The sequence below is a fragment of the Micromonospora sp. RTGN7 genome (genome assembly GCF_033804645.1).
Lineage (GTDB): Bacteria > Actinomycetota > Actinomycetes > Mycobacteriales > Micromonosporaceae > Micromonospora.
Genome location: NZ_JAPZLF010000015.1, coordinates 20,769 through 44,285 on the forward strand (window position 1 = coordinate 20,769; position 23,517 = coordinate 44,285).

Annotated in this window: 1 protein-coding gene; it reads left to right on the forward strand. The window is 75.9% G+C overall.

Features of this window, described 5'->3' with window-relative positions; all coding sequences use genetic code 11:
- Positions 1 to 23,517: a type I polyketide synthase gene (locus SNR22_RS21425; RefSeq protein WP_320068416.1), complete on the forward strand. Its 23,517-nt coding sequence runs from the start codon at positions 1 to 3 to the stop codon at positions 23,515 to 23,517.

A 23,517-nucleotide genomic window follows, 5' to 3' on the forward strand; every position in this document is an offset into this window, starting at 1 on the left:
ATGGCGGACGAAGAGAAGCTCCTCGAACACCTGAAGTGGGTGACCACCGAGCTCCGCCAGGCGCACCGGCGTCTGCGGGAACTCGAAAGCTCCGAACCGGAGCCGATCGCCATCGTCGGCATGGCGTGCCGCTTCCCCGGCGGCGTCAGCTCCCCCGAGGAGCTGTGGGACCTGGTCGCCACCGGCACCGACGCGACCGGGACGTTCCCCACCGACCGTGGCTGGGACCTTTCCCGGCTGTACGACCCGGACCCCGACAACCCGGGCACCACGTACAGCGACCGGGGCGGCTTCCTGCGCGACGCCGGCCACTTCGACCCGACCCTGTTCGGCATCTCCCCCCGCGAGGCCCTCGCGATGGACCCCCAGCAGCGGCTGCTGCTGGAGACGACCTGGGAGGTGTTCGAACGGGCCGGCCTCGACGCCGACTCGCTGCGCGGCAGCCGCACCGGCGTCTTCGTGGGCACCGCCGGGCAGGACTACGCCTCGGTGCTGCGCCGACTCCCCGAGGGCGTCGAGGGGTACGTGCTGACCGGCACCGCCGCGAGCGTCATCTCCGGCCGGCTCGCCTACTCCTTCGGCCTGGAGGGGCCGGCGGTCACCATCGACACCGCCTGCTCGTCGTCCCTGGTCGCCCTGCACCTGGCCAGTCAGGCCCTGCGCGACGGCGAGTGCGGCCTCGCCGTGGCCGGCGGCGTCAGCGTGATGGCCACCCCCGGCGGCTTCATCGAGTTCTCCCGCCAACGAGGCCTCGCCTCCGACGGCCGCTGCAAGGCGTTCTCCGCCAGCGCGGACGGCACCGGCTGGGCCGAGGGCGTCGGCATGGTGCTCGTCGAGCGACTCTCCGACGCCCGGCGCAACGGCCACCCGGTGCTGGCCGTCATCCGGGGCAGCGCCGTCAACTCCGACGGTGCCAGCAGCGGCCTCACCGCGCCGAACGGCCCCGCCCAGCAGCGGGTCATCCGGCAGGCGTTGGAGAACGCCCGGCTCACCCCGGCCGACGTCGACGTGGTGGAGGCGCACGGCACCGGCACCACCCTCGGTGACCCGATCGAGGCGCAGGCGCTGCTCGCCACGTACGGGCAGGATCGGCCTGCCGATCGGCCGCTCTGGCTCGGCTCGCTGAAGTCGAACCTCGGTCACACCCAGGCCGCCGCCGGCGTCGCCGGGGTGATCAAGATGGTTCTGGCCATGCAACACGGGCTCCTGCCGGCCACCCTGCACGTCGAGCGGCCCTCGCCGCACATCGACTGGACGGGCGGGGCCGTCGCCCTGCTCACCGAGGCCCGCCCGTGGGCGGACGACGCCGGGCGGGCCCGCCGCGCCGCCGTCTCGTCCTTCGGCATGAGCGGCACCAACGCCCACCTCATCCTGGAGCAGGCCCCCGCGCCGGAACCCGCCGCCACGGACGCGCCCCCCGCGCGTGCGCTGCCGGCCGTTCCGGTCGTCCTCTCGGCCGGGCAGGCCGCCGCGCTCGCCGCCCAGGCGGGCCGGTGGGCCGCCCGGCTGGACGCCGACGACGCCCCGGGCCCGCTCGACGTCGCCTTCTCGTCGGTCACCTCCCGCTCGCTGCTGGAGCACCGCGCGGTCGTGACCGCCACCGGCCGCGACGACCTGCTGGCCGGGCTGCGGGCCCTGGCTGCGGGCCAGCCCTCCGGCGCGGTGGTCACCGGTCAGGCGACCGACCCGGGCCCGCTCGCGGTGCTCTTCTCCGGTCAGGGCGCGCAGCGCGCCGGCATGGGCCGGGAGTTGTCGGCCGAGTTCCCGGTCTTCGCGTCCGCGTTGGACGAGGTGTGCGGGCACCTGGACCGGGCGCTGCCGCGCCCGCTGCGGGAGGTGCTCTTCGCCGCCGAGGGTTCCCCGCAGGCGGGGCTGCTGGACCAGACGGTGTTCACCCAGGCCGGGCTCTTCGCGGTCGAGGTGGCGCTGTTCCGCCTGCTGGAGTCGTTCGGCGTGGTGCCCGACTTCGTGGGCGGGCACTCGATCGGGGAGATCACGGCCGCGCACGTGGCGGGGGTGCTCTCCCTGGAACACGCGTGCGCCCTGGTGGCGGCCCGTGGCCGGCTGATGCAGGCGTTGCCGGCCGGTGGCGCAATGCTGGCCGTGGCCGCCGACGAGGCGTCCGTGCTGGAGTCCCTGACCGGCCGCACCGACCGGATCGGCATCGCCGCCGTCAACGGCCCGGCCGCGGTTGTCGTGTCGGGCGCGGTCGAGGCACTGGACGAGGTGGAGGCCGCCTGGCGGGAGCGGGGTGTGCGTACCCGCCGGCTGGCCGTGAGCCACGCGTTCCACAGCCCGTTGATGGAGCCGATGCTGGCGAAGTTCCGCGCCCTGCTGGGCAGGCTGACCTTCGCCGCGCCCGAGCTGCCGCTGGTGTCGAACCTGACCGGCGCGTTGGCCGACCCGCAGGAGATCACCTCCGTCGACTACTGGGTGCGGCACGTCCGGGAGGCTGTCCGGTACGCCGACGGGATCGCCGCGTTGCGGGCCGCCGGGGTGGACACCTTCCTGGAGGTCGGGCCGCGCAGCGTGCTCACCGCGATGACCGCCGACGTGCTCCCCGCCGAGGATGGTCTGCTCGCGGTCGCCGCCCAGCGCGCCGACCGGCCCGAAACCCACGCCCTGCTGACGGCGCTGGGCGAGCTGCACGTGCACGGCGTGCCGGTGAGCTGGCAGGCGTGGTTCGCCGACGCCGGTGCGACCCGGGTGGAGCTGCCCACGTACGCGTTCCAGCGGCAGCGGTTCTGGCCCGAGGTGCAGTCGTGGCGGGTCGGTGACGTGTCCGGCGCCGGTCTCGGGGTGGCCGGGCATCCGTTGTTGGGTGCGGCGGTGCGGTTGGCCGGTGACGACGAGGTGGTGCTGACGGGCCGGTTGTCCGTGTCGACGCATCCGTGGCTGGCCGATCATGTGGTGTCGGGTGCGGTGGTGGTGCCGGGGACGGCCCTGGTGGAGTTGGTGGTGCGGGCCGGCGACGAGGTCGGCGCGGCCCGGGTGCGGGAGCTGACCGTGTCGGCGCCGCTGACGCTTCCGCCGGCCGACGCCGTGCGGGTGCAGGTGCGCGTCGGTGCCGGGGACTCCTTCGGTGCCCGTCAGGTGACGGTGCACGCGCAGCCCGAGGACGATTCGGAGGGGGAGTGGGTCCGGCACGCCGAGGGGGTGCTGGAGCCGGCCGCCGTCGAGGAACCGACGATCGGGCAGTGGCCGCCGACCGGCGCGTCCGAGGTGGAGCTTGCCGGCTGGTACGACGCCTTCGCCGAGCACGGCCTGTCGTACGGGCCGGTGTTCCAGGGGCTGCGGCGGGTGTTCTCCGGCGACGGAGACGTGTACGCCGAGGTCGCCCTCCCCGACGAGGCTGCCGGCGACGCCACCGGCTTCGGGGTGCACCCGGCGCTGCTGGACGCCGCCCTGCACCCGATCGGGCTGCTCGACGCCGGCACCGGCTCCGGCCCCCGGGTGCCGTTCGCGTTCTCCGGCGTGCAGGTGCACGCCGCCGGTGCCCGGGTGCTGCGGGTGCGGCTGACCCGGTCGGGTTCGGCCGTGCGACTGGTCGCCGTCGACGAGGGCGGCGCGCCCGTCGTCTCCGTGGACTCCCTCGTCCTGCGGGAGATGGGCGCGGTGGCGGCCCCGACCGCCGCCGACCGCTCGCTGTTCGAGGTGAGCTGGCCCGTCGAGGACGTGACCTCCGCCGGGGACGTGTCGGGTGTGGTGGCGTTCGGCGACGTCGGGCTGCCCGGGGTCCCGGTGTTCGCGGACGTGGCCGCGCTGCTCGCCTCGGTGGCGGCGGGGGAGGCGGCACCGCGGGTCGCGCTGCTGCCGGTCTCCGCCGACGACGCCTCGGTTCCGGCCGGGGTGCGAGCGGTGACGACCGAGGTCCTGGGTGCGGTGCAGGGCTGGCTGGCCGCCGAGGTGTTGGTGAACTCGCGGCTGGTGGTGGTGACGCGGGGCGCGATGGCCGCGCGGCCGGAAGACCTGGTCGCCGACCTGGCGGGCGCTGCCGTGTGGGGTCTGCTGCGCTCGGCGCAGTCGGAGCACCCCGACCGGATCGTGCTGGCCGACCTCGACGGCCCGTTGGACGCCGAGACGATGGCGGTGCTCGCGGCGGTGGCCGACGACCCGGCCCCGACCGGCGGTCAGCTCGCGGTCCGCGAGGGCGCGGTGCGCGTACCCCGGTTGACGCGCCTCACCGGCGACGACCTGACGCCTCCGGCGTCGGGCCACTGGCACCTCGCGCCGGTCGCCCCCGGCACGATCGACGGCGTCGACCTGGTACCCGCCCCGGCCGGAAAGCCGGGGCCGGGACAGGTGCGGATCGCCGTGCGGGCCACCGGGGTGAACTTCCGTGACGTCCTCATCGCGTTGGGCATGTACCCGGACCCGGCCGCCCGGATGGGCAGCGAGGGCGCGGGCGTGGTGCTGGAGGTCGGCCCGGGTGTCGAGGGTCTGGTGCCGGGTGACCGGGTGTTGGGCATGTTCGAGCCCGGCTTCGGCCCGCAGGTCGTCGCCGAGCGTGAGCGGGTGGCGAAGATCCCGGCCGGTTGGTCGTTCACCCAGGCGGCGTCGGTGCCCTTGGTGTTCCTGACGGCGTTCTATGCGTTGCGTGATCTGGCGGGTCTGCGGTCGGGTGAGTCGGTGTTGATCCATTCGGGTGCGGGTGGGGTCGGCATGGCGGCGATCCAGATCGCCCGTCATCTCGGTGCGACGGTCTACGCGACGGCAAGTCCGGGCAAGTGGGACGTGCTGCGCGGCCTCGGGGTGGCGCAGGAGCGGATCGCGTCGTCGCGGACCACGGAGTTCGAGGACGCTTTCCGGTCGACCTCGGGCGGCGCGGGCGTGGACGTGGTGCTCGACGCCCTGGCCGGTGAGTTCGTGGACGCGTCGTTGCGGTTGCTGCCGCGTGGCGGCCGGTTCGTGGAGATGGGCAAGTCGGATGTGCGGGACGCCGGTGTGGTGGCGGCGGCGCATCCGGGGGTTACCTATCGGGCGTTCGACCTGAACGAGGCTGGTGGGGCGCGGATCGGGCAGTTGTTGGCGGAGTTGTTGGCGTTGTTCGAGAGTGGTGTGTTGACGCCGTTGCCGACGCGGGTGTGGGACGCGCGGCAGGCGCGGCAGGCGTTGCGGCACATCAGCCAGGCCCGGCACGTCGGCAAGGTCGTGTTGACCGTCCCGGCCCCGGTCGATCCCGAGGGCACGACGTTGGTGACGGGTGCGTCGGGTGCCCTGGCCGGCGTGCTGGCCCGGCACCTGGTCGCGTCGGGTCGGTCCCGGTTGGTGTTGGCGTCCCGGCGGTTGCCGGTGGCGGGTTCCGAGTACGCGGCGCTGGTGGCGGAGCTGACCGAGGCGGGTGCGTCCGTCGAGGCGGTGTCGGTGGACGTCGCCGACGTCGGGCAGGTGGCCGGCCTGGTCGCCGGGGTGGACCCGGCGCACCCGCTGACCGCCGTGGTGCACTGCGCGGGCGTCCTCGCCGACTCCATCGTCACGTCCCTGGACGCCGACGACGTGGCCACCGTCATGCGGCCGAAGGTGGACGCCGGTTGGGCGTTGCACGAGGCGACCGCTGGCCTGGACCTGGCGGAGTTCGTGCTCTTTTCGTCGATCGCGGCGACGCTGGGCTCGCCCGGTCAGGGCAACTACGCCGCCGCGAACGCGTTCCTCGACGCCCTCGCCCACCACCGGCGCGAACGCGGCCTGCCGGCCACCAGCATCGGCTGGGGCATGTGGGCCACCACCAGCACCATGACCGCCCACCTAGACCGCGACGACGAACAGCGGCTGCGGCGACTCGGCATGGGTGGCCTGACCGCAGCCGAGGGCGCGGCCCTGTTCGACGCGGCCACGGCCCGGGCGCTCCCGACGATCGCGGCGGCCCGCCTGCGGATCACCGGCGACGCCGGGCAGGTCCCCCCGATCGTGCGGCTGCTCGCCCGGGTGAGCGGTCGCCGGCAGGCGGGCGGACCCGCCGGCCCGGCCGGCGCTTCCTGGGTCGACCGGCTGGCCGGGCTGCCGCCGGACGAGGCGCGCCGGCTGCTCGTGGAGCTGGTCTGCGGCCAGGCGGCGGCGGTGCTGGGACATGCCTCCGCGCAGGCGGTACCGGGCGGCCGGGCGTTCAAGGAGCTCGGCTTCGACTCCCTGACCTCGGTGGAGCTGCGCAACCGGCTGGCGTCGGCGACCGGGCTGCGGCTGCCGGCGACCCTCGTCTTCGACTACCCGACCCCGGAACGCCTCGCCGGGCACCTGCGCGAGCAGCTCGGCGAGTCCACCGGTGCCGCCGTGCCGGTCGTCCGCGCCGCCGGCACGGTGGGCTCCGCCGAGCCCCTCGCGATCATCGGGATGTCCTGCCGTTTCCCCGGCGGCGTGCACACTCCGCAGCAACTGTGGGACCTGGTGGCCTCGGGCGGGGATGCCATCGGCGGGTTCCCCACCGACCGGGGCTGGGACCTCGACGCGCTCTACGACCCGGACGCGGACCGGGCGGGCACGTCGACCACCCGGCAGGGCGGCTTCCTCTACGACGCCGCCGAGTTCGACCCGGACTTCTTCGGCATCAGCCCGCGCGAGGCCCTGGCGATGGACCCGCAGCAGCGGCTGCTGCTGGAGACCTCGTGGGAGGCGTTCGAACACGCCGGCATCGACCCCACCAGGGGCCCCGGCACCGTCACCGGCGTCTTCGTCGGCGCAGCCTCCTCCGGCTACGCCTCCGGCGGCGGGGACGGCCTGGAAGGGCTGGAGGGTCACCTGCTCACCGGCACCGCCAGCAGCGTCGCCTCCGGCCGGCTCGCGTACGTCTTCGGGCTGGAGGGCCCGGCCGTCACCATCGACACGGCGTGCTCGTCGTCGCTGGTAGCGCTGCACCTCGCCGCCCAGGCGCTGCACTCCGGCGAGTGCGGGATGGCACTCGTCGGCGGGGTGGCGGTGCTGGCGCAGTCGGGCATGTTCGCCGAGTTCTCCCGGCAGGGCGGCCTGGCCCCCGACGGGCGGTGCAAGGCGTTCGCCGCCGCCGCCGACGGCACCGGCTGGGGCGAGGGCGCCGGCATGCTGCTGGTCGAGCGGCTCTCCGACGCCCGCCGCAACGGGCGACGCATCCTCGCGGTCATCCGGGGCAGCGCCGTCAACTCCGACGGCGCATCGAACGGGCTGACCGCCCCGAACGGTCCGTCGCAGCAGCGGGTCGTCCGGCAGGCCCTCGCGAACGCGCGCCTGACCGCCGCCGACGTGGACGCCGTCGAGGCGCACGGCACCGGCACCACCCTCGGTGACCCGATCGAGGCGCAGGCGTTGATCGCCACGTACGGGCAGGACCGGCCCGCCGACCGGCCGCTGCTGCTCGGCTCGATCAAGTCCAACATCGGCCACACCCAGGCCGCGGCCGGCGTCGCGGGCATCATCAAGATGGTCCTCGCCATGCGGCACGGCCTGCTGCCGGCGACCCTGCACGTCGACGAGCCGTCCCCGCACATCGACTGGTCCACCGGCTCGGTCAGTCTCCTCGCCGAGGCCCGGCCCTGGCCGGAGGCGGGCCGGCCCCGCCGGGCGGCCGTCTCCTCCTTCGGCATCAGCGGCACCAACGCCCACGTCATCCTGGAGCAGGCCCCCGAGGCGCCGCCCGCGCCGCCGGTGGCCGGGCCGCCGGCGGCGGGCCCCGCCGAGCTCGCCGTTGCGTGCGTGCTCACGGCGCGGACCCCGGCGGCGCTGCGGGCGCAGGCGCGCCGGCTGCACGCGTGGCTGGGGGAGAACCCGACGGCGGCGCTGCCGGACGTGGCGCGCGCGCTGGTGACCGGGCGGGCCCAGTTCGAGCACCGGACGGTGCTCCTGCCGCACGACCGGCAGGGCCTCCTCGACGGCCTGGCGGCCGTTGCCGACGACCTGCCGTCCCCCACCGTCGTGGCCGGGGCGGCCCGCCCCGGCGGCCTCGCCGTCCTCTTCTCCGGCCAGGGCGTGCAGCGCGTCGGGATGGGCCGGGAGCTGTACGAGGCGTTCCCGGTGTTCGCCTCGGCGCTGGACGAGGTGTGCGGGCTGCTGGACCCGCTGCTGCCGCAGCCGTTGAAGGCGGTGCTGTTCGCCGAGGCGGGCACCCCCGAGGCGGAGCTGCTGGACCAGACCCTGTTCACCCAGCCCGGCCTCCTCGCCGTCGAGGTGGCGCTGTTCCGCCTCGTGGAGTCGTTCGGCGTGGTGCCGGACTTCGTGGGCGGGCACTCGGTCGGCGAGGTCACCGCGGCCCACGTGGCAGGGGTGCTGTCGTTGGTGGACGCCTGCCGGCTGATCGAGGCGCGGGGACGCCTGATGCAGGCCCTGCCTCCCGGCGGCGGCATGCTCGCGGTCGCCGCGTCGCAGGCGGACGTCGTGTCCTCCCTCGACGGCGTGAGCGACCGGGTCGGCGTCGCCGCCGTGAACGGCCCGGCCGGGGTGGTGGTCTCCGGCGAGGTAGCGGCGCTGGACGTGGTGCAGGCGCGCTGGCGGGACCGGGGGGTGCCCACCCATCGGCTGGCGGTCGGCCTCGCGGGGCACAGCGTCCTGATGGAGCCGATGCTGGCCGAGTTCCAGGCGGAACTCGAGGCGCTGACGTTCCACCCGCCGCTGGTGCCGATCGTGTCGAACCTGACCGGGACCCTCGCCGACGCCGAGGAGATCTGCACCCCCGAGTACTGGGTGCGGCACGTGCGGGAGGCCGTCCTCTTCGCCGACGAGGTGGCGTGCCTGCGGGAGCGCGGCGTCAGCGCCTTCCTGGAGGTGGGGCCCGACGGCATGCTCGCCGGGATGATCCAGAACTGCCTGGGCGACGGCGAGGGCCCGGCTGCGGTGGTGGTGCCCTGCCTGCGCAAGGACCGCCCGGAGGCGTCCGCGCTGCTGTCGGCCCTGGCCGAGGCGTACGCGGGCGGGGTGCGCGTCGACTGGACGGCACTGATCGGCGGCGTGGCCGCGACGTCCGTGCCGGACCTGCCGACGTACCCGTTCCAGCGTCGGCGGTACTGGCCCGAGGCGCGGCCGTGGCGGGTCGGCGACGTGTCCGGCGCGGGCCTCGGTGTGGCGGGGCATCCGCTGCTGGGCGCGGCGGTGCGGCTGGCCGGCGACGGCGACGAGGTGGTGCTGACGGGCCGCCTGTCGGTGTCGTCGCACGGGTGGCTTGCCGACCACGTGGTGTCGGGCGCGGTGGTGGTGCCGGGGACGGCCCTGGTCGAGCTGGTGGTGCGGGCCGGCGACGAGGTGGGCGTGCCCCGGGTGCGGGAGCTGACGATCTCCGCCCCGCTGGTGCTGCCCGCCGCAGGCAGCGTCCGGGTGCAGGTGCGGGTGGACGCCGCGGGTGCCGGTGGCGTACGCGACGTGGCCGTGTTCTCCCAGCCCGAGGAGGACGCCGACGGGCGGTGGGTGCGGCACGCCGAGGGGGTGCTGGAGCCGGCGCAGGCGCAGGAGCCGACCGTCGAGGCGTGGCCGCCGGTGGACGTGCCCGAGGTGGACCTGGCCGGGTGGTATCCGGCGCTCGTTGAGCGGGGCCTGTCGTACGGGCCGGTGTTCCGGGGGCTGCGGCGGGTGTGGGCCGGCGATGGCGAGGCGTTCGCGGAGGTGGTGCTGCCCGAGGGGGCGGCGGGGGACGGGTTCGGGGTGCATCCGGCGTTGCTGGACGCGGCCCTGCATCCGATCGGTTTGCTGGACGCGGGGTCGGGGTCGGGTCCGCGGGTGCCGTTCGAGTTCTCGGGTGTGCAGGTGCACGCCTCGGGTGCCCGTACGTTGCGGGTGCGGTTGACCCGGGTCGGTTCGGCGGTGCGGCTGGTGGCGGCCGACGAGGCCGGCGCCCCGGTCGTGTCGGTGGACTCCCTGGCGCTGCGGGAGATGGCCGCCGTGGCGGCACCGAGCGCGGTGGACCGTTCCCTGTTCGAGGTCACCTGGCAGCCGGAGGACGTCGCGGCCGCAGCGGTCGCCGGCTGGGCCACGCTCGGCGACGCGACCGCCGGACTGCCCGGCGTGCCGGCGTTCGTCGACCTGGCGGCCCTGGTGGCGGCGGCCGAGGCGGGGACGGCCCCACGGGTCGTGCTGCTGGCGGTGGGCGCGGCCGACGCGCCGGGCGACGACCTGCCCGCACGCGTCCGGACCGTCAGCACGGCAGCCCTGGAGACCGTCCAGGGGTGGCTCGCCGCCGACGTGCTCGCGGACACGAAACTCGTGGTGACCACCCGCAACGCCGTGGCAGCGCAGCCGGGCGACCGGGTCACCGACCTGGCGGGCGCGGCGGCGTGGGGGCTGCTGCGTTCGGCGCAGTCGGAGCACCCGGGCCGGATCGTGCTCGCCGACCTTGACGGCCGGCTGGACGCCGAGGCGGCGGGGCTCCTCGCGGCGGTGGCCGACGACCCCGCACCGACCGGCGGTCAGCTCGCCGTCCGCGGCGACGGCGTGCTGGTGCCCCGGCTCACCCGGCCCACGGGCGACACGCTCGCCCCGCCGCCCGGCGGTACGTGGCACCTCGCGCCGGTCACCCCGGGCACGATCGACGGTGTCGAACTGGTGCCCGCAACCGAGCGGCCGCTGGCCGCCGGCGAGGTGCGGATCGCGGTGCGCGCGGCCGGGGTGAACTTCCGCGACGTCCTGATCGCGCTGGGCATGTACCCGGACCCGGCTGCGGTGATGGGCAGTGAGGGCGCGGGAATCGTCCTCGAGGTTGGCCCCGGAGTCGATGACCTCGCCCCCGGCGACCGGGTGATGGGCATGTTCGAGCCCGGCTTCGGCCCGCGCGTGATCGCGCGGTGGGAGCGGGTGGCCCGGATCCCCGCCGGCTGGTCGTTCGTCCAGGCGGCATCCGTGCCGCTGGTCTTCCTGACCGCGTACTACGCGCTGCGGGACCTGGCCGGTCTCCGCGCGGGCGAGTCCGTGCTGATCCACTCGGGCGCGGGCGGCGTGGGCATGGCCGCGATCCAGCTCGCCCACCACCTCGGCGCAACCGTGTACGCGACGGCGAGCCCCGGCAAGTGGGACGTGCTGCGGGGCCTGGGCGTGGCCGACGGGCGGATCGCGTCGTCGCGCAGCACGGAGTTCGAGCAGACGTTCTCCTCGGCCTCCGGCGGGGCGGGCGTGGACGTGGTTCTCGACGCGCTCGCCGGTGAGTTCGTGGACGCCTCCCTGCGGCTGTTGCCGCGCGGCGGCCGGTTCGTGGAGATGGGCAAGACCGACGTCCGCGACGCCGAGTTGGTGGCGGGCGAACACGAGGGAGTCGCCTACCGGGCGTTCGACCTCAACGAGGCGGGCAGCGAGCGGATCGGTCAGATGCTCGCGGAGCTGCTGGCGCTCTTCGAGGCCGGCGCGCTGTCGCCGCTGCCGGTGCGGGTGTGGGACGTGCGGCAGGCCCGGTCGGCGCTGCGGCACCTCAGTCAGGCCCGGCACGTGGGCAAGGTCGTGCTGACGGTCCCGGCCCCGACCGACCCCGAGGGCACGACCCTCATCACGGGTGCGAGCGGCACGCTGGCCGGCCTCGTGGCCCGGCACCTGGTGGCCGGCGGGGCGCGACGGCTGGTGTTGGCGTCGCGCCGGCTGCCGGCCGAGGGCGGCGACTACGCGGCGTTGGTCGCGGAGCTGACCGGCGCGGGCGCGTCGGTGCGGGCCGTCTCGGTGGACGTGGCGGACGCGGGGCAGGTGGCGGAGCTGGTCGCGGCGGTGGACCCGGCGCACCCGCTCACGGCGGTCGTGCACTGCGCCGGCGTGCTGGCCGACGCGACGGTCACCTCGCTCGACGCGGACGCAGTGGCCCGGGTGCTGCGGCCGAAGGTGGACGCGGGCTGGGCGTTGCACGAGGCGACGGCCGGGCTGGACCTGGCGGAGTTCGTGCTCTTCTCGTCCGTCGCGGCGACGTTGGGCACGCCCGGGCAGGGCAACTACGCCGCCGCGAACGCGTTCCTCGACGCCCTCGCCACGCACCGGCGCGAGCGGGGTCTGCCCGCCACCAGCGCGGCCTGGGGACTGTGGGCCACCGCCAGCGGCATGACCGCCCACCTCGAGACCGGCGGGCACCGGCGCGCGGCCAGCGCCCCGCTCACCGACGCCGACGGGCTCGCCCTCCTCGACGCCGCCCGGCGACACGGGGACGCGCACGTCGTACTCATGAATCTGCCGGCGGTGCCCGACGCGCCGGAGCCCGGCCGGGTCCCCGCGCCGCTGCGCGGCCTGCTGCGCCCGGCCCGCCCGGCGCGGCGGGTGGCCGCCCGGGCAGCCGCCGACCTCTCCTCGGGCGGGCGGCTCGCCGCGCTCGGCCCGGCCCAGCGGCGCGGCGAACTGCTCGACCTGATCACCGGCGGCGTGGCGGCGGTGCTCGGCCACCGCTCGGCCGATGCCGTCGACCCGCAGCGGTCGTTCCGGGAACTCGGGTTCGACTCGCTGACGTCGGTGGAGCTGCGCAACCGACTGGCCGCCGCGACCGGCCTGCGGCTGCCAGCGACCGTCGCCTTCGACTACCCCAGCCCGGTCGTGCTCGCCGACTTCCTCGACCAGGAGATCGCCGGACGGGCCGACCCGGCACCGGCGCGGGCCGTCACCGTGGCGACCGACGTCGACGAGCCGATCGCCATCGTCGGCATGGCCTGCCGCTTCCCCGGCGACGTGCGGACCCCCGAGCAGCTCTGGGACCTCGTCACCGCCGGCGCGGACGTCATCGCGCCGTTCCCCACCGACCGCGGCTGGACCACCGCCGACCTGCTCACCGGCGCCGGGGAGACCCCGCGACGCGGCGGCTTCCTGTACGACGCCGCCGACTTCGACGCCGCCTTCTTCGGGATCAACCCGCGCGAGGCCCTGGCCATGGACCCGCAGCAGCGGCTGCTGCTGGAGACCTCGTGGGAGGCGTTCGAGCGGGCCGGGATCGACCCGCACGCCTCGCGGGGCAGCGACACCGGCGTCTACGTCGGCCTGATCTACCACGACTACGCCGGGGCGGCGGCCGGCACGTCCGAGGAGCTTGACGGGTACGTCGGCAACGGCAGCGCCGGCAGCGTCGCCTCCGGCCGCATCTCCTACCTGTTCGGGCTGGAGGGGCCGGCCGTCACCGTCGACACCGCGTGCTCGTCGTCGCTGGTCGCCCTGCACCTCGCCGCCCAGGCGCTGCGCTCCGGCGAGTGCGCGATGGCGCTCGCCGGTGGTGTCACCGTCATGTCCACCCCCGGCATGCTCACCGAGTTCGCCCGGCAGGGCGGCCTGTCGCCCGACGGGCGGTGCCGGGCGTTCGGCGCGAACGCCGACGGCACCGGCTTCGCCGAGGGCGTCGGCATGCTGCTGCTGGAGCGGCTCTCCGACGCCCGGCGCAACGGGCGGCGCGTCCTCGCGGTCATCCGGGGCAGCGCGGTCAACCAGGACGGCGCGAGCAGTGGCCTGACCGCGCCGAACGGGCCGTCGCAGCAGCGGGTGATCCGGCAGGCCCTGGCCAGCGCGCGGCTCTCCACGGCCGACGTGGACGTGGTGGAGGCGCACGGCACCGGCACCGCGCTCGGTGACCCGATCGAGGCGCAGGCGCTGCTTGCCACGTACGGGCAGGACCGGCCCGCCGACCGGCCGCTGCTGCTCGGCTCGATCAAGTCCAACATGGGCCACACCCAGGCCGCAGCCGGCGTCGCCGGGGTGATCAAAATGGTCATGGCGATGCGGCACGGCCTGCTGCCGGCGACCCTGCACGCCGACGAGCCGTCCCCGCACATCGACTGGTCGGCGGGAGCGGTCGTCCTGGCGACCGAGGCGACGCCGTGGCCGGCGGTGGACCGGCCCCGCCGGGCGGCCGTCTCCTCCTTCGGCATCAGCGGCACCAACGTCCACACCATCCTGGAACAGGCCCCCGAGGCGACGCCCGCGCCGGCCGTGACCGCGCCGGCCGCCGTGGCCCCCGGCGACCTCGCCACGCCCTGCGTGCTCTCCGCGCGCGACGGCGACGCCCTGCGCGAGCAGGCCCGCCGGCTGCACGCCTGGCTGGGCGAGAACCCGACGGTGACGCTGCCCGAGCTGGGCCACACGCTGGCGACCGGACGGTCCGCGTTCACCCACCGCGCGGTGCTGTTGCCCCGGAACCGGCAGAGCCTCCTCGCCGGCCTGGAGACCGTCGTCGACGACCTGCCGTCCGCCGTCGTCGTCACGGGCGTGGTGCGACCCGGCCGGCTCGCCGTCCTCTTCTCCGGCCAGGGCGCGCAGCGCCCCGGTATGGGCCGGGAGGCGTACCAGACGTTCCCGGTCTTCGCCGCCGCGCTCGACGAGGCATGCGGGCACCTGGACCCGCTGCTGCCCCGCCCGCTGCGCGACGTGCTCTTCGCCGTCGAGGGCTCCCCGGAGGCCGAGCTGCTCGACCAGACGGCCTTCACCCAGGCCGGCCTCTTCGCCGTCGAGGTGGCGCTGTTCCGGCTGGTCGAGTCGCTCGGGGTGGTGCCGGACCTCGTCGGCGGCCACTCGGTCGGGGAGATCACCGCCGCGCACGTGGCCGGGGTGCTGTCCCTGGCCGACGCCTGCACGCTCGTCGCCGCCCGGGGCCGGCTGATGCAGGCCCTGCCGGCCGGCGGCGGGATGCTCGCCGTCGCCGCGCCGGAGGCCGACGTCGCCGCCACCCTGGGCGCGCTCACCGACCGGGTCGGGATCGCCGCCGTCAACGGGCCGTCGGCCGTGGTGGTCTCCGGTGCCGTCGACACCCTCGACGACCTGGAAACCGTCTGGCGGGACCGGGGCGTGCGCACCCGCCGGCTCCGGGTCAGTCACGCCTTCCACAGCCCGCTGATGGAGCCGATGCTGGCCGAGTTCCGCGCGGTTCTCGACGCGCTGACGTTCTCCCCGCCGCTGCTGCCGGTGGTGTCCAACCTGACCGGTGTGGCGGCCGACGCGGCACAGCTCTGCGACCCCGGGTACTGGGTGCGGCACGTACGCGAGGCCGTCCGCTTCGCCGACGGGATCGGCTACCTGCGGCAGCGCAACGTCGGCACGTACCTGGAGGTCGGGCCGGACGGCGTCCTCGCCGGCATGATCCAGGACTGCCTGGCCGACGGCGCGGACGAGGCCACCGCCCCGCTGGTCGTACCGGTCCTGCGCCGGGACCGCGCCGAGGGGTCCGCGCTGCTCGGGGCCCTCGCCGAGGCATACGTGGGCGGGGTGCCCGTCGACTGGGCCACCCTGACCGGTGGTGGTGCTGCCGGGCGCCCGGTGGATCTGCCGACGTACCCGTTCCAGCGGCAGCGGTTCTGGCCCGACGCGGTCACCGGGAGCCCCGGCGACCTCTCCGGCGCCGGCCTTGCCGCCCCCGGGCACCCGCTGCTCGGCGCGGCGGTGCGGCTCGCGGGCGCCGACGAGGTGGTCCTCACGGGCCGCCTGTCCGTGTCGTCGCATCCCTGGCTGGCCGACCACGTGATAGCGGGTTCGGTGCTGGTGCCGGGCACCGCCCTGGTCGAGCTGGCGGTGCGCGCCGGCGACGAGGTCGGCGCGGCCCGGGTGCGGGAGCTGACCGTCCTCGCGCCGCTGGCCCTGCCCGCCACCGGCGGCGTCCGGGTGCAGGTCCGGGTCGGTGGGATCGACGATGCCGGTGGCCGGGACGTGACTCTGTACTCGCAGCCCGACCAGGACCCGGAGGCCGAGTGGGTCCGGCACGCCGAGGGGGTGCTGGAACCGGCCTCCGCTGCGGAGCCCGACCTCGGGGCGTGGCCTCCGGTCGGCGTCGCCGAGACGGACCTCACCGGCTGGTACGACGCCCTCGCCGGGCACGGCCTGTCGTATGGGCCGGTGTTCCGGGGACTGCGGCGGGTGTGGACCGGAGACGGGGTGGTGCACGCCGAGGTCGCCCTGCCCGAGCAGGTGTCCGGGGCGGCGGCCTTCGGGCTGCACCCCGCCCTGCTCGACGCGGCCCTGCACCCGATCGGGCTGCTGCTGGCTGACGAGGCGGGGGGCCCCCGGGTGCCGTTCGGGTTCTCCGGCGTGCAGGTGCACGCCTCCGGCGCGTCGGCGCTGCGGGTGACGTTGACCCGGGCCGGCTCCGGGGTGCGCCTCGTCGCGGCCGACTCCTCGGGCACGCCGGTGGTGTCGGTTGACTCGCTGGTGCTGCGGGAGTTGGGCGCGGTGCCGGCGGCGTCCGGGGTGGACCGATCCCTGTTCGAGGTCTCCTGGCGGGTGGAGGAGATCACGGCCGTGCCGGCGTCCGGTTGGGTGACGCTCGGCGACGCCCCCGACGACCTGCCCGGGGTGGCGGCGTACCCGGATGTTCCGGCGCTGGTGGCGGCCGTCGAGGCGGGGCAGCCGGCCCCGTCGGCGGTGCTCGTGGCAGTGGCGGCCGGCGCCGGCCCGGTCCCGGAGGCGGTACGGGCGGCGACGACCCGGGTGCTGGCCGTGGCGCAGGCCTGGCTGGCGGCCGGTGTTCTCGCGGACTCCCGCCTGGTGGTGGTGACGCGGGGTGCGATGGCGGCGCGGGACGAGGACCGGGTCGCCGACCTGGCGGGTGCGGCGGTGTGGGGCCTGCTGCGCTCGGCGCAGTCGGAGCACCCGGACCGGATCGTGCTCGCCGACGCCGACGGGCCCGTCGACGCGGGGGCGCTCGGCGTGCTGGCGGCCGTCGCGGCCGACCCGTCCACCGTGGGCGGCCAGCTCGCGATCCGCGCCGACCGGGTCTTCGTACCCCGGCTGGTGCGGCGGGCCGGCGCGGAGCTGACCCCGCCGGCGGAGGGCGGGTGGCACCTCGCCGTGGTGCGCCCCGGCACGCTGGACGGCGTCGAGATCGTCCCGGCCACCCCGGCCGTCCTCGCCTCCGGCGAGGTGCGGGTGGCGGTGCGGGCGACCGGGGTGAACTTCCGCGACGTCCTCATCGCGTTGGGCATGTACCCGGACCCGGCGGCGGTGATGGGCAGCGAGGGCGCCGGCGTCGTGCTGGAGGTCGGCGCGGGCGTCGAGGGCCTCGCGCCCGGCGACCCGGTGTTCGGGTTGTTCGAGCCCGGCTTCGGCCCGCAGGTGGTGGCGCAGCGGCAGCGGCTGGCGAGGATCCCGGCCGGTTGGTCGTTCACCCAGGCGGCGTCGGTGCCGGTGGTGTTCCTGACGGCGTTCTACGCGTTGCGTGATCTGGCGGGTCTGCGGTCGGGTGAGTCGGTGTTGATCCATTCGGGTGCGGGTGGGGTCGGCATGGCCGCGATCCAAATCGCGAGGCACTTCGGCTCGACGGTGTACGCCACGGCCAGCCCCGGCAAGTGGGACGTGCTGCGGGGCCTGGGTGTGGCGCAGGAGCGGATCGCGTCGTCGCGGACCACGGAGTTCGAGGACGCTTTCCGGTCGACCTCGGGCGGCGCGGGTGTGGATGTGGTGCTCGATGCGCTTGCGGGTGAGTTCGTGGATGCGTCGTTGCGGTTGTTGCCGCGTGGCGGCCGGTTCGTGGAGATGGGCAAGAGTGATGTGCGGGACGCCGACGCGGTGGCGGCGGCGCATCCGGGGGTCACCTATCGGGCGTTCGACCTGAACGAGGCTGGTGGGGCGCGGATCGGGCAGTTGTTGGCGGAGTTGTTGGCCCTGTTCGAGAGTGGTGTGTTGACGCCGTTGCCGACGCGGGTGTGGGACGTGCGGCAGGCGCGGCAGGCGTTGCGGCATATCAGCCAGGCCCGGCACGTCGGCAAGGTCGTGTTGACCGTGCCGACCCCGGCCGATCCCGAGGGCACGACGTTGATCACCGGCGGGTCCGGCGCCCTGGCCGGCGTACTGGCCCGGCACCTGGTCGCCACGGGCGGCGCCCGGCACCTGCTGCTCGCCTCCCGCCGGGCCCCCGTCGAGGGCAGCGACTACGCGGCGCTGGTCGCCGAGCTGACCGAGGCCGGGGCGAGCGTGACGACCGTGCCGGTGGACGTCGCCGACCCGGAGCAGGTGGCCGGCCTGGTCGCCGGGGTGGACCCGGCGCACCCGCTGACCGCCGTGGTGCACTGCGCGGGCGTCCTCGCCGACGCCACGATCACCTCCCTGGACCCGGACGCCGTCACCGCCGTCCTGCGGCCCAAGGTCGACGCCGCCTGGGCGCTGCACCAGGCCACCGCCGGCCTGGGCCTCTCCGCCTTCGTGCTCTTCTCGTCGATCGCGGCGACGCTGGGCTCGCCCGGCCAGGGCAACTACGCCGCCGGCAACGCGTTCCTCGACGCCCTTGCCCACCACCGGCGCGAACGCGGCCTGCCGGCCACCAGCATCGGCTGGGGCATGTGGGCCACCGGCGGGATGGCCGGTGAGCTGAGCGCCGACGACCGGCAGCGGCTCGGCCGGCTCGGTATGACCGGGCTGACCGGAGCCGAGGGCACAGCCCTCTTCGACGCGGCGACGGCCGGCCCCCTGCCGGCGGTGGTGGCCGCCCGGCTGCGGATCACCGGCGACGCCGGGCAGGTCCCGCCGATCGTCCGGCTGCTCGCCCGCGCCGGGGGACGCCGTCAGGTCCGCTCAGGCCCGGCCGGCACGGGATCGGCCTGGGTCGACCGGCTGGCCGGGCTGTCGCCGGACGAGGCGCGCCGGCTGCTGGTCGAGCTGCTGCGCGGCCAGGCGGCGGCTGTGCTGGGGCACGCCTCCGCACAGGCGGTGCCGGCCGGCCGGGCGTTCAAGGAGCTCGGCTTCGACTCCCTGACCTCGGTGGAGCTGCGCAACCGGCTGGCGTCGGCGACCGGGCTGCGGCTGCCGGCGACCCTCGTCTTCGACTACCCGACCCCGGAACGCCTCGCCGAGCACCTGCACGAGCAACTGGGCCAGTCCTCGTCGCCGGCCACCGCCGCCGCGCGTGCCGTCACCACCCCCGGAGACGACGACCCGATCGCGATCATCGGGATGTCCTGCCGCTTCCCGGGCGGGGTGTCCGACCCGGAGCAGTTGTGGGACCTGGTGGCCTCGGGCGGCGACGCCATCGGCGGGTTCCCCACCGACCGGGGCTGGGACCTCGACGCGCTCTACGACCCGGACGCGGACCGGGCGGGCACGTCGACCACCCGGCAGGGCGGCTTCCTGTACGAGGCGGCGCAGTTCGACCCGGACTTCTTCGGCATCAGCCCGCGCGAGGCCCTGGCGATGGACCCGCAGCAGCGGCTGCTGCTGGAGAGCTCGTGGGAGGCGTTCGAACACGCCGGCCTCGACCCACGCGACGCGAAGGTGACCACCGGCGTCTTCGCCGGGCTGATCCACCACGACTACGCGGGGCGGCTGGAGGCATCCGAGGAACTGGAGGGCTACCTCGTCAACGGCACCGCCGGCAGCGTCGCCTCCGGCCGGGTGGCGTACGTCTTCGGCCTGGAGGGGCCGGCGGTCACCGTGGACACCGCCTGCTCGTCGTCGCTGGTCGCGCTGCACCTGGCCGCGCAGTCACTGCGGTCGGGCGAGTGTGACCTGGCGCTGGCCGGTGGGGTGACCGTGATGGCCACCCCGAGCGCGTTCGTTGGCTTCTCCCGGCAGCGCGGCCTGTCTGCCGACGGGCGGTGCAGGTCGTTCGCCGCGTCGGCCGACGGCACGGGCTGGTCCGAGGGCGTCGGCATGCTGCTCGTCGAGCGGCTCAGCGACGCACGGAGGCACGGGCACCGGGTGCTCGCGGTGGTGCGGGGCACGGCGGTGAACTCCGACGGCGCGTCGAACGGGCTCACGGCGCCGAACGGGCCCTCGCAGCAGCGGGTGATCCGGCAGGCCCTGGCGAATGCCGGCCTCACCACGGCCGATGTGGACGCGGTGGAGGCGCACGGCACCGGCACGACCCTCGGCGACCCGATCGAGGCGCAGGCGTTGCTGGCCACGTACGGGCAGGACCGGCCGGTCGACCGGCCGCTGCTGCTCGGCTCGATCAAGTCCAACATGGGCCACACCCAGGCTGCGGCGGGCGTCGCGGGCATCATCAAGATGGTCCTGGCCATGCGGCACGGTCTCGTTCCGGCCACGTTGCATGTGGACGAGCCGTCTCCGCATATTGACTGGTCGGCTGGGGCGGTTGCTCTGGCGACGGAGGCGATGCCGTGGCCGGCGTTGGATCGGCCGCGTCGGGCGGCGGTCTCCTCGTTCGGGATTTCCGGCACGAACGCGCATGTGATCATCGAGCAGCCTTCGGCGGATGTGGTCGAGGGTGAGGTCGTTGGCGCGGCGGTGCCGCCGGTGCTGCCGGTGCTGCTCTCGGCGCGGTCCGAGGCGGCGTTGGTGGGGCAGGCGGGTCGGTGGGTGCGGTGGCTGGCCGGCGACGAGGCGCTGCGCCCGGTGGATGTGGCCTGGTCGTCGGTAACCACCCGACCGGCCCTGGAGCGGCGGGCCGTGGTGACGGCCGCCGGCCGTGACGGCCTGCTCGCCGCGTTGCGCGCCCTCGCTGCGGGCGAGCCGTCCGGTGCCGTGGTGACCGGAGTCCCGGAGCAGCGTCACCAACTCGCGCTGATCTTCTCCGGCCAGGGGGCGCAGCGCGCCGGCATGGGCCGGGAGTTGTCGGCGGTGTTCCCGGTGTTCGCGTCGGCGCTGGACGAGGTATGCGCGGTGGTGGATCCGCTGCTGCCCCGCCCGCTGCGCGAGGTGCTCTTCGCGGCCGAGGGTTCCGCCGAGGCGGAACTGCTGGACCGGACCGTCTTCACCCAGGCTGGTCTCTTCGCGGTCGAGGTGGCGCTGTTCCGCCTGGTGGAGTCCTTCGGGGTGGTGCCGGACTTCGTCGGCGGGCACTCGATCGGGGAGATCACCGCCGCGCACGTGGCCGGGGTGCTCTCCCTGGCCGACGCGTGCGCGTTGGTGGCGGCGCGGGGGCGGCTGATGCAGGCGCTGCCGGCCGGCGGCGGGATGCTGGCGGTCGCCGCCGACGAGGACGCCGTGGCGGAGTCGATCGCGGGGCTGGCAGACCGGGTGGGGATCGCCGCCGTCAACGGCCCGAACGCGGTGGTGGTCTCCGGCGCGGTGCAGGCGCTGGACGAGGTGGAGCGGGGCTGGCAGGGCCGGGGCGTGCGGACCCGCCGGCTGACGGTGTCCCACGCGTTCCACAGCCCACTGATGGAGCCGATGCTCGCCGAGTTCCGCACCGTCCTCGACGCTTTGACGTTCGCCGCGCCGCTGCTGCCGATCGTGTCGAACCTGACCGGCGCGCTGGCCGACGCCGACGAGATCCGCACCCCGGAGTACTGGGTGCGGCACGTCCGCCAGGCCGTCCGGTACGCCGACGGGATCACCGTGCTGCGCAAGGCGGGGGTGGACACGTTCCTGGAGATCGGCCCGCAGAGCGTGCTCACGGCGATGACGGCCGACGTGCTGCCCGGCGACATCGGCGTGCTCGCCGTCGCCGCCCAGCGCAGGGACCGGCCCGAGGCTCCCGCCCTGCTGGCCGCCCTGGCCGAGCTGCACGTCAACGGCGCGGCCGTGAGCTGGACGCCGTGGTTCGCCGACACCGGCGCGGCCCGGGTCGACCTGCCGACGTACGCGTTCCAGCACCAGCGGTACTGGCCCGAACCGGTTCCCCGCCGGCAGGCCACCGCAGCCGGCGGGGACGCCGAGTTCTGGGCCGCCGTCGAGGACGGCGACCTGACCGCCCTCGCCGCCCAACTCGGCGACACCGCCGCCCTGGACGCGCTCTCCCCGGCCCTGCCCGTGCTGTCGCACTGGCGGCGGGCCCGCACCCGCGACACCGCCGTCAACGCCTGGTCGTACCAGGTCCGGTGGCCGCGGATCGAGCTGGGCGACGGGCCTGGCCCGGCCGGCGACTGGCTGCTGGTCGGCCCCCCCGGCGACGCGACGGCGCAGGCGGTCGCCGCCGCGCTGACCGCCGCGGGCGGGGCCGTGCGGCGGGTGACCGTCGAGCCGGCGACCGTCACCCGTGGCCGCCTGGCCGGGCGGCTCACCGCCGCCCTGGCCGCCGGGCCGGTCACCGGCGTGGTGTCGCTGCTCGGCCTGCGCGACGACCCCCACCCCGACCACCCGGCCGTGCCCGTCGGCACGGCGGCCACGCTGCTGCTGATCCAGGCGTTGCACGACGCCGCAGCGACCGCGCCACTGTGGTGCCTGACCCGGGGTGCGGTCGGCACCGGCGACGGCGACCCGGTGCGCAGCCCTGCCCAGGGCGGGCTGTGGGGCCTGGGCCGGGTCGCCGGCCTGGAGCTGCCGCTGCGGGTCAACCTGCTCGACCTGCCCGAGTCCGACGCCGACCCGGCCCGGCTGGCGGCGGCGCTCACCGCCCCCGGCGACGAGGACCAACTCGCGCTCCGGTCCACCGGCGTGTACGCGCGCCGGCTGACCCGGGCCGCCCCGGCCGACGCGGCGGCGGCCGACCGCTGGCAGCCCTCCGGGACGGTGCTGATCACCGGCGGCACCGGCGCGTTGGGCGCGCACGTGGCCCGGTGGGCGGCCGGCAACGGCGCCGCCCACCTGGTGCTCACCAGCCGGCGCGGCGATACCGCTCCCGGCGCAACGGAGCTGCGCGACGAGCTGACGGCCCTCGGCGCACGGGTCACGATCGCCGCCTGCGACGTGGCCGACCGCACGGCGGTGGCCGCGCTGCTCGACCGGCTCGACGGTGCCGAGGCGCCGCTGACCGCCGTGGTACACGCCGCCGGACTCAGCGACGTGACGCCGCTGCTCGACACCGACCTGGGCCGGCTGGCCGGGGTGATGACCGGCAAGATCGCCGGGGCGGTGCACCTCGACGAACTGCTCGGCGACCGGCCGCTCGACGCGTTCGTGCTCTTCGCCTCGATCGCCGGGATCTGGGGCAGCGGCGCGCAGGCCGGGTACGCCGCCGGCAACGCGTACCTCGACGCCCTGGCCGAGCGGCGGCGCGCGCGGGGCCGCACCGCCACCTCCGTGGCGTGGGGGCCGTGGGCCGACGGCGGGATGGCTACCGACGAGGCCCGCCGGGAGCTGTCCCGACGTGGCCTGCGGGCGATGGCCCCGGCCGACGCCGTGCACGCGCTGCGGGTCGCCGTGGGCCGGGGCCGGCCCTGCCTCACCGTGGCCGACGTCGACTGGGCGACCTTCGCCCCGGCGTACGCCTCGGCCCGGCCCCGGCCGCTGCTGGCCGACCTGCCCGAGACCCGGCCGGCCGCCCCGCCCGCCGGCGGCGACGAGCCCGCCGAGGGCGGAAGTGTCCTGCGGGAACGGCTGCTCGCCCTGCCCCGGGAGGAGCAGGACCGGCACCTCACCGACCTGGTCCGGGCCCAGGCCGCGGCCGTGCTCGGCCACCCCGGCCCCGAACTGGTCAAACCCCGGCGGGCGTTCAAGGACCTCGGCTTCGACTCGCTGAGCGCCGTGGAACTGCGCAACCGGCTGACCCGGGCCACCGGCCTGGCACTGCCCACCACGCTGGTCTTCGACTACCCAGACCCCGTCACCCTCGCCGGGCACCTGCTCACCGAGCTGGTTCCCGAGGCGCACCGCCACGAGTCGGCCGACCCGGCCGAGACGGCGGTACGCCGCACCCTGGCCACCATCCCGCTGGCCCGCATCCGCGAGGCCGGGCTGCTCGACCTCCTGCTCAAGCTCGGCGACGGCGATGAGGCCGAACCCACCTCCACCGACGAGGAGGCCGACCTCATCGACGAAATGGACGCCGACACCCTCATCAGGCTGGCGCTCGACGGCTCCGAGTCCTGA